Below are 13,702 nucleotides of genomic sequence, written 5' to 3' on the forward strand. Positions count from 1 at the left end.
CGGAGATACCCTATCGGTCGCTATGAAGCGTGTTTTGCCAAGAATGTAATGAAGCCGGCCAACCAGACCGGCGATCAACGCCACGACAGTTGTCCCGACTGTGCACAGCTCTACAGTTGCATCGGAAGGGCCAAAGCGTCGGCCGCCCTAAATGAAAATGTAAGAGGTTACGGTCACTTAATTCGAGCAAGATAGTGAGGCATAGTCGGCCCGACATTTTCACCCTGACTGAATATCATCGTTCGCCGTGGTCGAAGCTGCAGGATAATGGAGGCCTAATTATTCGAACAGTAAATCGGACGGCGTCAGGTTTGTGTCACATTGCGGGAAGAACAGCGACGTCGCGGACTTCGTTGTCGGCCGCAACCAAATCATTTCAGTTTCTTTAACTACCAGACGATACGTGCTCCTACCCGTCCCGAGAATGCACGGAAGTCCTCGCCTCCCAGATTAAACTCGTATGAGGCATTGGCGTAAACGGACGTGTTTTCTGATACTTTCGACGTAAAGCCTAGGCCGAGTTCCAGGCTTGTTTCCTCCCAGGATGGGCGAAGAGTCGTCTCATTGAACCGGATCGTATCCGTCGCCTTGAACTGGTGCCAGACATTCGCCAGTAAAAACGGGTTAAAGGGGCGCTCGTTAATCGTGTAGGCACCTTCGAGGCGCATGCCGATCCGGCCCGTCCAGGAACTGTTATTGTCATAGGCGATACGACCACCCGGATCGTTGGCGTCGTTGAAGTTTTGATATTGCCAGTAAATTTGCGCTTGCGGCTCGATCACCCAGTTTTCCGAAACGCCGAACTTCTTGCCGGTCTCCAGCGACGCTGTCCATTCCCGCCCGTGGAAGTTGGCGCTGTAGCCTGCCACGGATTTCGTATTGATGTTCAGCCAAGAGTGCATCAGGACGGCGTCGACATAAGACTCGTCTTCCCAGGTATGCGTCCAGTAGGCACCCAGACTATAGGAATCGACATCGATATCGCCGATTTCGATCACGCGATTGTAGATATTGCGCGCGCGCATGTCGCCCCAACCGCGCGCATAACCAGCCATAAGGCCAACTGTGTCCAGCTGCCCATCCTCATGCTCGGCGCGGTAGACCGGGACGCCAAACTGCAGGCCCCAGTGTTTACCATTGTAGCGCTGGTCGGCAAATGAACTGAGGTCCTGACGATAATGGTCGCCGAAAAACCGGGTCCATACAATGTCCCTGCCTGCCTCATCGCTGAACCAGGACTGTTCGCCATGGCGTTCATGGAACGTGCCGAGCGCAACACGCAAGAGACCACGAACGACCGTTGGCGTCGCGCCCAAGATTGGCACTTCGGGGCGGATCAAGGTGACGCTGTCACCGTCGCCGCTACCACTTCCCGCGCCTCCGCCGCCACCGCCAGAACCGCCGCTTCCACTGCCGCCGGAACCGCCGTTGCCACCGTCAGCTTCTTCGCCATTTTCGTCGCCGCCCCCAGGCAACAACCATTCCGGAAGATCCGGGTTGCTTGCGTCGATGCCCAGGAAATTGTTTCGCAGATACCAGTTATTATCGGTTCCGGCTGTCACGCCGCCTCGGACCAGCTGGTATTCATAAACACCGGCTGAAACGCGTCGGGCAAGATTGAAGGTACCTGCGCCGGTTGTTCCGCCATTTATCGCCTCGACAACGAGGATACCATTTTGATTGGTTTCGGCACCGCTGCCACCGACATTGGTGACGACAAGACCCGTGGCTCCGCTTGTCGTTCCGCTCGAAATCACCAGCTTGTCGGAGGGTGCGTTATCGCTCGCCAGCACCGTATTGATCCAGAGCTGCCCGCCGAAGCCGCGATAGTTGCCAATGACGGAAAGACTGTCCGAGGTCGAATTCGAGCCACTTGTCAGATCGATGACACCGAAGTTCTGGACCTGTGCCAGATTGCCGCTAACCGCCGGCGATATGCTCCAGGTCCCGCTGCCGGCCCTCAGATAGCTTGAGCCATCGATGACCAAGCCGCCTGCCAGCGTTCCCGTGTCGCCCAACGTCAGATTGTTGTTCATCGTCAGCTGGGATCCGTTCGTCAGCTCGATCCTTTCCCAGTTTATCAAACGGCCGGGGTTGCTGCCCACGGTGTTGGACCAGGTCAGGACATCGTTACCAAAGCCGCCGTCAATCTGGATGCCCCTGAGATTGGTATCCGTGAGCCCGGCAAAATAGGCTGTGTCGTCATCGGTCCCCATGTCGATGCCACCGATCAGGCCGCCACTCCAGTACATGCTGTCAGTACCGGAACCTGCCCCCAGTGATCCCGTCACCTCGCCGCCGTAGAGCAGGAAACGGTCGTTGCCGTCATCCTGATTGACGGTTGCGCTGACACGTCCGCCACGCATGTCGAAGACATCCTCGCCGAAGCCTTGCGACACGCTGCCATTGATCTGACCTGGATCGTAATTGATGATGGTGTCGTCACCCGTTCCCAGTGCAATAGTGCTTTGGATCGTGCCGTAGTTCTGGACGTAAGTCTGACTTGCGCCGGTCACAAAGATACCGCTGTTGAGCGATGCGCCCGCATTATTGGTGACGGTTGTCCGCCCATCGCCGTTCACGGTGATGCCATTGTTCAGCGTGCCGTCATTGGTGACGATATTGACACTGTTACCGGTGAAGCTGAAAGCGGAGTTGATGAAGGAGTTGGCGAAATTATGGACGGTGTAATTACCGCTGCCATTCACCACCAGTCCGCCATTGATGGTGCCACGATTGTCGAACATAAGGCTGTTTGCATCGGTAATGGCAACGCTTTGCAGATTGCCTGAGGAGTTTACAGCTAACGCGCCCATGGCAGTGGCAGTAAATGGCCCGTTGAGGTTGGTACCCTGCTCGATCTGTACATTCAGCGCGCCGAGCCCGGCCGTTGTGAAACCGGCGGGGTTGCCGTTACAGACGACGGTATCGCCGGGCGAAGGCAAGAGCGGCGAGCAATCGGCAAGCGCCGTAGCCGAGAAAGGCAACGTCAGAGCCAGTGCGGTCAAAGGTAAGCTTAGTTTCGAAAGACCTTCGCGGCGCGATGAAAAGGACAATTGCTCGGTATCGTGTCGGATATCACACATCAACGCCCCCGTGTATGATTTGCCAACCGATCAAAGTGTGCATGATAGGTTTACAGCCGCCACATTAGCCTCGCAAATCAATCTCTCGCCGCGTCTATTGTAGACAGTGCGGAGAAATCGCGTATTTTCGAATTTAATTGAAAGCTTACTAAACGCAACCACCACGAGTTGTGACATTTGTCAGGTTAGTTTTGGGGGTTTCCGGTGTTCATGTTGCGCCCGTGATGGCAGCTTTGATCGGGTTCGCGGCCTCAACTTGGCGAGCTGCTCTTCCACTGTTGATCGGCGCGTCCGTGACCAAGAAGCGCTGTCAGTGCCTCCGTGGGCGTGCCGGCGACCGCCAAAACGCACATCTTTTGCGGGTTCGCGGTTCTCGGGCGCTACGGGTTTCTGTCAAACACTTATAACCTTAACACGCGGGCACGCCGTCATATGTTTTTGGCAGATCCTTATAACTGCATCACCGAGCGCGAAAAGGAAGCTGTGCGCTGAAAGAGATCGACATCAGCTACTGAACGATGTTCGCGGAGCTGACTCAACGAACCCTCGATGCTCGATTTGTGGAGGACTTTCCCTTAGACGGATGGTTCGTGACTGTAACCGTCAAAGTTCCCCCCAACGCCGCATAACGAAGTTTCGATGGTTGTATCGTTGTCTCTTTCCACGTCTTCGCCCCAACATTGGAATGTGCCCCTGACAAGATATCGAAACGGCCTTGGGTTTAAAAGTTCGTGTCGGTCAAAATTGTCTTCCAGCAGCAACCCTCGCTCCGACGGATTTCCGACCCTCACCTTCGATGTTGAAGAGCAGGCTTGCATCGAGTGTCCACAACTCTTCCGTTTGCAATGACAGGCCGGCTTTCGCCGTGCCGAAAGCGCCCGATCCATCGAGAGCTGCAAAACCTCCCGTTACTGCGAAGCTCGGTTTGAGCGTTGCGCCCCTTTCAAGGGTGAAGGAGCGAGCGATCTCGGAGCCAAGGCTGATCCGGAACTGCTTCGCATCGAATCCGTCGATGGTAATGGTGTCGCCTGCGGCGTTTCCGATAGTGTAGTCCTCGACATTTTCTGTAAAATACACTGCTCGGAGCCTCGGCGTCAGCGTTGTAGCGTTTCCGAGATCCCACTCGCCTTCGATCGAGGTATCCGCCATCCAGCGCTTCGTCTCGAACGACCCGTCCCAGAACAGTGTATCGATATCGTTGGACGATCCGCCATAGAGCAAGCTGCCGTTCCAGAACACGCCCTTGCCGATTTCGAAAGACGCATAAGGACCGGCCAGCCAGCCATTCCCCTTCAATTCTGCGTCTTCATCGGTCGGGCTGGTCATGTGGTCGTAATGGAAGGAGAGGCCGAGGAGCGCCTTTTCGCTCAGCAGATAGTCGGCGCCCATATTGATCATGGCGAAGCTTCCCCATTTGCCGCCGTTGATATCGTTATCATTGTGGGCAAGGACGGAGCCGTCGATCCAGATATTGAAGGCAGAGGAGTAACCGCCGGCAATGCCATCCGCGCTGTTTCGTGCCGATTGAATCTGAACAAGACTGGTGGAGAAGTGGGCCGTCATGCCGTTTTCGGACGGTGTCAGGCGTGCAGTAACGGGATCGGTGGCCTCGGCCATCCGCCGCCGCTCCAGAAGACCTGGAACATGGATCATGGAGGAGATCATGCTCTGGCGACTTTGGACGAAACTGCGCACCAACCGATCGGTGTCGGATGCGACCTGCTCTGTGTCATAGGCGATGTTGTAGGTCACTGTGCCGGTGTTGGAGACGCCGAGAGCACTTGTCAGCCTGAACCCTACACGAACCTGCCCTTTATAGGCCGGGTTCGGTGTGAACTGAAGATACCATCCTATCGGTGTCGTTACGGGACCGCTCTGTGCGAGTTGCCCCTGGATAATGGCCGCAGTGCCGGCATTTGGCGGCTCTACGAAGGTCAAGTCGGCTTGCACGAACGGGCCGCCGGTGGCGCCACGGTTAAGATACACATCCGCAGGCGAAGAACCGGCCTCGACTGTGACGACCTTATCAACAACGGTTACGGCACGCGCCTTAACTTCCATTGTGTAGCTCGCCATTCCGGTGGCTCCGCTGCCATCCCGTACCTGAATGGTAATGGCGTAACTTTTCGCTTCGGCATTCGCATCCAATGGGCCTGTCAGTTCACCGGTCGAAAGGTTGAGCGTCATACCATCAGGAAGTGCACCGGCGACCAGGCTATAAAGAAGAGCGCCGTTGCCGCCCGTTGTGCTGACAGGCTGGCTGTATTCTTCACCGGCCATGGCGTCTTTCAAGGCGCCGGCAGGTGGCGTGAACACGAAACTGGTCTGCGAAGCAACAACTGTCAGTACATAGCTGGCTGAACCGATGTGATTGTTCGCGTCAACGACTGTAACCGAAAATTCATAGGTTCCCGTCGCGGTTGGCGTTCCGGAAATGGTCCCCGTCGCTGGGTTAACGGTCAGGCCTGCCGGCACCGACCCTGATGTTCCGAAGAGGAATGGCGCCGTTCCACCACTTAAAGAAAGCGGTTGATTGTAGGCTGTACCCTTCGTCGCCTCTGCCAGCGCTCCGCTTGCCGGCGCCATGGCGATTGGCTCTGCGATATAAGTGAAGCTGTTAACCAGAATATCATCACCACCAGGTGTACTGACGGCGACATTGGCCAGACCTGCGGCATGCGGCGGTGTAGTGGCCGTGATCGTGGTCGATGAAACAACTGTGACGTCAATTGCCGCCACGCCACCGACACTCACTCGCGTCGTCCCGGAAAGGTGTGTGCCTGTGATGGTAACGGCGGTGCCGCCCGCCGTGGTCCCGGTATTTGGCGTAATGCCGGTAAGGGTCGGTGCTGCCGCGACAACCGTTATGGTGACAATTGCCTCAGCCGATGTGCCATCAATATTGCTGGCGGTATAGGTAAAGCTATCGGGGCCCAAGTATCCGGCCGCGGGTGTATAGGTTATCGACAGTCCCGACGCGGTTGCGGAGCCATGGCTCGCCTGCGTCGCGACAGCGACCGAAGTCGCTGGCCCCCCTGTCACATCCAGTGCAATCATGTTGTCGGAAGAGTCCACAAAGACGCTTTTGGAAACCGCGTTGGCGACCGGCGGATTTGCGGCGACATAGGTGAAGCTGTTGACCATAACGACTGTACCGCCCGGCGTGGTCACGGCGACATTAGACGGACCTGCAACATGAGCTGGTGTCGTTGCTGTGATTTTGGTCGATGAAAGGACTGAGACGTTGGTTGCGGCCACGCCGCCGATGCTGACGCCTGTCGCACCTGTCAGGTTCGTACCTGTGATGGTAACGGAAGTCCCACCCGTCGTTATGCCAGTGCTCGGCACAATTGCGTTGATTGTGGGTTCAGCTACAGCAGCAGAGCAAACGATCGTAACGCCGCTCAGATGACCTTTTGCGTCAACAATGATGCCGAGGCCATCTGTACTGAGGGTATTATGGCTTCCAGAATGTGGGCCAGCGGACCCCGAATAAGTGGAGTATTTATAGAAAACGGTACTGCTGTCGCGATTGTTTAATCTGATCTGACCGGAGTTGAATTCTGGAACAGTTTTTGGATCGGTGCCATTGTCGGTGAAAGATACGGTAATCGTCTCACCTGCTGCGAAATCGGATGCAGGAAAATTCGCAGAATAGCTCGTTGTTCCGCTATTGCTGTTGAGCGTCGTGCAGGCAGCTGAGAGCGCAAATGCGGGAGTGGTTATTGCCGCAATACCGGCCATAAAAAAAGCGGCGAGAACAAACGCCGAAACCCCAACCTTCATGAAATTCAAAACGAACGACTTTTTTGCGGAAAGGTAAGTTGCACTGGTGCCATTCATTTCAGAGTGTGTCCGCCGGTTCTGTATGGTGGGAACGAGATCGCCTGGTTCCACACGCGTTAAATTGGTTCGCCAGGTTTCGAAAGAGCGCAATCGAAACGGATTGGTACGGATTGGAACGATAGTTGTGCTTTGCCGGTAACATCGGGCTGCTAATGCAACGCAGAGCGCGTACGGCACGCAGAATCAGGTATCAGCGTGGGTTACGTTCGAGCGAGCGGCCAGGCCGACAAGGCAAGGGCAGGCTTGATCAGCAGAGGAAGAATGAGTTACCGGCTGCCCGCTGAAAGCACAGGCTTTTCTTGCGCCATGATTGGATGATGTCGATACTAAGGACCTGTTTTACATTAGTGCTCGCGCTATTTTTGGTAACGGCTACCACCAGCGCAGATAGCGACGCTGCCGATATGCGGGTTCTGACTGTGCCACCGGACGCGCAACGGTCACTTTCTCTGGACGGCTTCATCGGTGTCGCCCTATTTAAGGACGAGACCGTAACATTGCCGGACGTACTCAAGCGGCCCTTTCTCTTTTCGCCAATTGCCCGACACGACATCAATCTGGGTTTCGTGCAGACGTCAGCATGGATGCGCTTTGCACTCGCGCTACCTCCGCAGGCGGAGGGCTCGCAGAACCTGCTTCTGTCCCTCATGCCAAACTTCACGGACGAGCTTGAAGTCTACGTTGGCGTTCAAAAAGAGGGCATGACAGCAGACGACTTCAATCACTACGAAATGGGAGACCACTCCCCCCGATCGCAGGTGCACTTCAATACCTCCGCAAATATACTCCCTCTGGAGTTGGATCCAGGCGAGACCACCATCATCTACATCCGCGCGCGCAATCAGGATGCGAGTCTGAATGTTTCTGCAGAACTGCTGTCCACGTCCGATTATGAATATAGGTCGATTGTTCAAAACATCGTTCGGGGCATGTGGTTTGGCGGCATGTGTATATTGCTCGTTATCCAGTTCTTCTTTTTCTACTTCGACCGCAAGAAATTTTATCTCTTCATCGCCTTGGATATCCTCGCGGTGATCTCAACTTACTTTGGGAGTCTGGGTCTGGCGCGTCTGCTGTTCTTCGACGCTGGCGGCCTTGGCAACGACTATCTTACAAGCAGCTCATCATGGTTCGGGCTCACATTTGGCGCCATATCAATTGCCGCCATTTTGGAACTCAGTCAGCGGTATCCACGCATCAATTTTCTTTTTCGTTGCGCCGCAATCGTTGGGATTATCGGAGTCGTCTGTGTATTCATCGGTGTGAACCGGTACTTCACGCTCGTTGCCGGGCCGGTGATCCTGCTGCTAACGACGGCCGCTATGATCATAGCTATTCTTGATTTCGTCCGTCGGCGCAACGGGCAAAACGGGCTTAACCTTTCGGCCTTTACGGCACTTTGGGTCGGGTTGATCATAACGAACAGTCAGCGCTACGGTGTCTTGCCATTGCCAAGCTGGTTTGCCGGTTCGTATGCGCTCGCGAGCATCGTGCACTTCACACTGTTGACGGGTTCACTGTCGGTACGGCTTCGAAATGCGGAGGCTGCGACGAGGGAGGCTGATCGTCGCGCCCTTCAGATGGCAACCGTCTCAGAACAAAAGGCCAAAAATCTCGTTCGAGAACGCACGCTCGAACTAGAGAAAGCGAAGCTTCTGGCGGAAACAGCACTTGATGCCGAATTGAAGGCACAGGAGCAACAGGTTCGCTTCATGGAAGTGATTTCGCACCAGTATCGGACACCACTCGGGGTAATCAAGACCAATCTTGAAAGCGTTCGTCTGACCTTGCCAAACAGTGATGTTGCCAATCGCGAGCGGCTGGACAGAGCGAGTGCCGGCGTCAAGCGCCTTATCGAGGTCCTTGAAGTCAATTTAACTCGAAGCAGGCTGCAAGGTCCGAGTTACAAGCCGACTTTCTCGAAAACGAAGGTGACTTCGCTGATTGACGCGGCGTTATCTATCGCGCGTGACCTTAATCCAAGGGCTAAAATCACCATTACAGTCGACAACGTTTCCGAAGATACCTTTGTGTTGGCTGACAGGGATATGCTGCGGCTGGCGTTGGTTAATCTCCTGGAGAATGCGGTCAAGTTCTCGGTTCCGACCGGTAAATCTACCGTCGAGCTAAATGCGGCGTGCCATGACGAAAAAATCTTCCTGCGTGTGACGGACCAAGGTATCGGCCTCAAAGACGGAAATATGGACGAACTGGTAAAAATCGGCGCCCGGGGTGAGAATGTCGGTTACATTGAAGGAACGGGCGTTGGATTATCGCTTGTTGCGCGTACCGTTGAGACCCACAATGGTAAGTTCATGCTTTCTAACCGGGCCGAAGGGGGCACTGAGGCAGCTATCGTGCTGCCCGTATTCGATAAATTCGACTAGGACATGTCAACTGGCGCGTTTTCCCGCTTCCGGGCCATAAGAATATCAAGGAGTTATATCATTTGTGGAAGCAAGGCCTCGACCAGTCATCGGAGAACTTGAAAGCAAAATCCGAAAGCGAGAGGCAGGTCGTTCGTGTTGTTCTCGTTGAGGATGACTTCGAACTGAGACAGAGCCTTACAGATTTTCTCCGGCTAAACGGATTTTTTGTCACCTCAGTTGGAAGCGGCTCAGAGTTCGCATCAGTTATTCAAGCAGGTGTATTCGATGTTGCTATCGTAGATTTAAACCTGCCAGACACTAACGGCTTTGAGCTGACGCGTTTTTTGACTGAAAAGACCGATCTTGGAGTTATCATCCTGACAGCTCGCACTCTTCGTGATGACAGGATCCGTGGGTATGCGGAGGGAGCGAATCTATATTTCACCAAGCCGGTCGACGGAGACGAATTAGTATATGCCGTAAGAAATCTGAGGGATCGCATAAGGCGGATCGAGAACAGCCGAGAGCCCGCTCATACGTCGCGACCAACATGGCGTATCGATTGCGCGAGCTGGCGTCTCTTTTCTCCCCAAGGAATTGCGATAAAGTTGTCTTCTCGAGAGGCAAAGATGATCCTTTGCCTGGCAAAGGCGAGTGGTCGTATCGTTTCCAGGGCTGATTTAACATCGGCAATGGGCTATCTGGATCTGAACCCCGAAACTCGAAGTCTGGATGCAGTGGTCCGTCGACTGCGCTCCAAGGCAAGGGACGCAGGCTTGGATCTGCCAATCCATGTCGCGCACGGAGCTGGCGTCGAATTCTCTGTCGAAATTGACATCATGAAGTAACCGGCTTTGCGCCAAAGCAGGTTCTCGCAACGATGGCGTTTCCTGGCGGCGTCCGGAACCACTGATTGAAGTCACAGAAAGTCGGGGAGGATGCCAGATGCACTGCCGCTATCCTGAAAGGGAATATCCCGTCGCGACCGCAATTCGGGCATGTGTTGGTCCTGGTTGGCATTCTATAGAACGATCCGCGGGGCGTGTTACCGGACGTCGGAAGTCGCTTATTTCAACGAAGTCGGCTACGTGCGCGGCATGCATCTTATCGGGTCCAAGGCGCACATCGTGCGCGAATACCCGTGGGTGATGGACGAACCGAGCGAACTCATCGACGCTTCGCAGCGCATGTGGCTCAAAAACGCGAGAAATACGCTGATACGACGCCTCCGGTGCCCGCTGCACCTCGTCTATGATGGCGGTATCAATCTGACGAACGAAGCCGACTGGATCGGTCTTTGCTGATACTAAGGTCGTTTCGTCATCTAACTTGAAATACGGACGATCTGTCTGGAACAGGGTTGAGCCAACGTCGTCTTGCCACACTGACGCGGTCCGTTCACAAGTACGAATGGCGAACTCGCTCGGCTGTGCCTCTCGGAGAAAGGAGGTCAGAAGGACTCCCCCTTTCAATATATTTTTCCTCCTAGTCGCTACCAAATTCCAGGATTGCCGATACGTTCAGGTCGTAGTTGACATGCGTCTAATTCGGATCGCAACTTCCTCCGTTCCGGGAACTTGATAGGAACGGGCCAGCTATCGGGAAGAGTGAGCGGAGGTCTGTTGGAGTGGCAATTCAAATCGTATTGTTCTTGATGGCATTTGAACCTTGAAACTGCGGTCCAATTTGCCTAAACATCTAGATACATTATATAATCAGGCATCGCCGTTCTTCGGCAGGTCTAGCGAAAGAAGCTTCGAAAGCGATCACCATCGGCGATAGTCGTCTTTGCTGGAAAAGGTGCCTCGTTGGAGCCGAACGGCATTTGCGCGCGTAACCGCCATGTCTCCGGTATGTCCCAATGCCTTTTGATCTTTGCGTCAACCAGCGGGTTGTAGTGCTGAAGACTGGCTCCAATTCCCACGCCGGCAAGCGCGATCCAGACCGAAAGTTGCGCCATCCCGGAGGCTTGCTCGGACCAATCTGGAAAGTGATCAGCGTACAAAGGCCACTGATCCTGTAATATCCTGACCACATTTCGGTCCTCGAAGAAAAGAACTGCGCCTGCTCCGGCAGCGAAGCTGTCGATTTTTCTGAAGGCGTGCATCTTAGGCTCTCCTTCAACGATATGACTCAACTCCGATTTCACGATGTTCCAGAGTTTCTGATTTTCATCGCGGTGCAGGATCACAACGCGCGAACTTTGCGAATTAAAGGCTGAGGGTGACAGGCGAACCGCCTCGCGAATAATTGCATCAATCTCTTCGTCAGAGAACGCGATGTTTTTGCCCAGAAAATACTGTGTCCGACGTTTTGCAAGAAGTTGCACCGTCATACTGCGGCTATCGGGATTATGCGTTGGGAGGTTCAACTTTCTCTCCTGACTTTTCTATCAATTCAATCATGCGACCCCGATCGTGGGAAAAATAGGCTGCCAAAGCGAAACCCATTGTTGCGGAAAAAAGAACGATGCCAGCACCCTATGCAGCGTTATGCGATCCGCCAAGGTGAGGTCGATGCGGCAACGCTCCAATGAGCCGCTGCAGCCATACTGCTCGGTTTCCAGGGCGACGGCGGACACCGAATTTTACCAAGCACGGAACTTGCCCGTTTCGTTTATTCAACAAGACCTGCAGGGTCGCTGTAGGACGTCAGTGTGAGCACCGAACGTGGAGACTTGACAATTTCGCGCACCCGATGTTGCAGTAGCCGCACTTACCTGAGGGGGGAGTTGCTAATGTCGGAACCTGAGTCTGTCGAGATCTTGGACTTGATCTCCTTCATTCGGGTGGTCGAAACTGGGAGTATCGCTGGTGCGGCTAGCCGTTTGGGTATCGCTAAATCGATCGTCAGCCGCCGGGTCAGTCGGTTGGAGAATTTTCTAGGCGCAACGCTCCTCACACGTTCCCAGAAGGGAACAACCCTTACAGACGTCGGCCGCGAGTACCATGTAAGAGCAGCATCTGGGTTGGCCGAACTGGAATCAGCGCAGGAGATGGTCGTAAGGTCGACGACCGAAGCATCTGGTCAGGTTAGAGTTTCGGTTCCCGTCGCTTTCGGAGAGTTCTGTCTCGCTCCGCTGCTGGCAGAGTTTGCCCTCCTCCACCCAAGGATCCATTTCGATGTCCGCTTTGAGGACCGTCAGCCGGATCTTGTCGCAGAGGCGTATGATTTGGCCGTACGGATCGGAAGCATACCCGATTCCGCGCTGATCACGAGAAAACTTGCAAAGGTACGTTGGGCTGTCGTCGCCAGTCCATCCTATCTGGAAGCCAGAGGACGCCCCTCAAAGCCCGCTGAACTGGCTGCGCACAACGCCATACTCTACTCCTTCGATACGGTCAGCTGGCGTTTTCAAGGTCCGGATGGATGGGAACAAGTCCGCGTGAACTCACAATTCCGCACAGACAACGGTCAAATGATGCTTGCCGCGGCGCGCGGCGGACTTGGTATCGTGGTACTGCCCCTCTTCATGGTTCAAGAGTCGCTTGCCAGAGGTGAGCTCGAAGTCGTCGTCCCAGGCTATAGTCACGCGGGAGCAGATTTGCACATATTGATGCCACCAGCGCGCGCAGGCATCGCTCGAGTGCGCGCGCTGGTGAACTTCCTGTATGAGAAATTCGAACGTGAGGTGTAATGACTGCCGCTCGTCGAACTCAATAACCGCCGCCGGGAGTTCAAGACACGGCACCTTTAAGACCGGCTACTCTAAGTCTCAGAAACCCAAGGTGCCGTAATCCTAACGTCCATTGAAGATCACGACCGGCAAGGAGAACCGCAGGACCAGGCGGTCTTGACCGGATAGCGGGCGGTGGCTCCGTATTGCCGATGGCTTTCAAGTGGCCGTGCCAATAAGGCGGGCGAGCGAAACCTTAGCCAAATCGCGGAATTCCTGCCCGACTTGCGAAAGTGGATCGGTGACGCTGACACGCGGCTTGACGGAGGCCGCTATACGATCGCGCAGATCGGGGTCGGAAATGCTGGCATGTTCGACCAGTGCGCGGATAACAGTGTCGGTTGCGAACTTCTGAGCACTTAGCGCAAGGGCAGATTTCTCGCGTCTCTCTATTTCGAGTTCCGCATGGCTCTCTGCCTTTCGGCGTCTCGACCGAATTCCGCGTTCTTTTTCCCAATAGCGGGCCGTGCCGCGCCCCAAATAGAGTATTTCCCAGGCGTGGTCTGGATCACCACCCTTGGCCGTGTCCGCATTCGCACCACACACGTGCAAAAACAGCTGACGCATGGCGGCATCCGCGAAGTAGGCTTGGGCGGTGGTTGGTGGTCCAAGTGGCTGAAATGCAGCCTCCGATTCCTTTGCCGCCTGGATGATGGCTGCATGTATCGCATCCATCATAGTTCTTTCCGCCTGCATCAAAGCGTCGACCTTGTCTTGCAAATCAT

The 13,702-nt window shown here is 54.8% G+C and carries 7 protein-coding genes and 1 pseudogene; 4 read left to right on the plus strand and 4 right to left on the minus strand.

Translation table 11 applies throughout. From position 1 onward, the window contains the following. Positions 1-389: 389 nt before the first annotated feature. Positions 390-3,086 (minus strand): autotransporter family protein, encoded by a 2,697-nt coding sequence (locus ACZ47E_RS18975; RefSeq protein ID WP_464017121.1) that lies wholly within the window; start codon positions 3,084-3,086, stop codon positions 390-392. Positions 3,087-3,824: 738 nt separating this feature from the next. Further along, positions 3,825-6,929, minus strand: a complete 3,105-nt coding sequence (locus ACZ47E_RS18980) for an IPT/TIG domain-containing protein (protein WP_278067456.1) — start codon at positions 6,927-6,929, stop codon at positions 3,825-3,827. Positions 6,930-7,231: 302 nt separating this feature from the next. On the opposite strand from ACZ47E_RS18980, the gene ACZ47E_RS18985 reads away from it, so the two are divergent. The 3 genes and pseudogenes from ACZ47E_RS18985 to ACZ47E_RS18995 all read left to right on the plus strand — a co-directional run. After that, entirely contained in the window at positions 7,232-9,319 is a 2,088-nt protein-coding gene (locus tag ACZ47E_RS18985; RefSeq protein ID WP_464017122.1) for a sensor histidine kinase, read from the plus strand. A gap of 98 nt (positions 9,320-9,417) precedes the next feature. Next, positions 9,418-10,149: a response regulator transcription factor gene (locus ACZ47E_RS18990; protein ID WP_278067454.1), complete on the plus strand. Its 732-nt coding sequence runs from the start codon at positions 9,418-9,420 to the stop codon at positions 10,147-10,149. Between the two features lie 198 nt (positions 10,150-10,347). Continuing rightward, positions 10,348-10,529: pseudogene (locus ACZ47E_RS18995) on the plus strand (nitrate ABC transporter substrate-binding protein); the annotation flags it as partial. Between the two features lie 513 nt (positions 10,530-11,042). On the opposite strand, the gene ACZ47E_RS19000 reads toward ACZ47E_RS18995, so the two are convergent. Beyond that, positions 11,043-11,636, minus strand: a complete 594-nt coding sequence (locus tag ACZ47E_RS19000; RefSeq protein ID WP_278067514.1) for a nitroreductase family protein — start codon at positions 11,634-11,636, stop codon at positions 11,043-11,045. A 402-nt stretch (positions 11,637-12,038) separates the two neighbouring features. Here ACZ47E_RS19000 and ACZ47E_RS19005 point away from each other — a divergent pair, with 402 nt between their 5' ends. Then, a complete protein-coding gene (locus ACZ47E_RS19005) occupies positions 12,039-12,938 on the plus strand; it encodes a LysR family transcriptional regulator (protein ID WP_112416852.1) in 900 nt (299 codons plus the stop codon). 198 nt (positions 12,939-13,136) lie between these two features. Here the strand turns inward: ACZ47E_RS19005 and ACZ47E_RS19010 are convergent, their stop codons facing one another. Beyond that, a complete protein-coding gene (locus tag ACZ47E_RS19010) occupies positions 13,137-13,697 on the minus strand; it encodes a hypothetical protein (RefSeq protein WP_278067453.1) in 561 nt (186 codons plus the stop codon). Positions 13,698-13,702: the final 5 nt, after the last annotated feature.

The organism is Agrobacterium sp. 5Ca39, assembly GCF_055382365.1.

What these genes read in the sequence shown, in the direction of transcription:
- ACZ47E_RS18975 (WP_464017121.1), bottom strand. Translation starts at nt 3,086, where the DNA reads ATGTGTGATATCCGACACGATACCGAGCAATTGTCCTTTTCATCGCGC.
- ACZ47E_RS18980 (WP_278067456.1), bottom strand. Translation starts at nt 6,929, where the DNA reads ATGAATGGCACCAGTGCAACTTACCTTTCCGCAAAAAAGTCGTTCGTT.
- ACZ47E_RS19005 (WP_112416852.1), top strand. Translation starts at nt 12,039, where the DNA reads ATGTCGGAACCTGAGTCTGTCGAGATCTTGGACTTGATCTCCTTCATT.
- ACZ47E_RS19000 (WP_278067514.1), bottom strand. Translation starts at nt 11,636, where the DNA reads ATGACGGTGCAACTTCTTGCAAAACGTCGGACACAGTATTTTCTGGGC.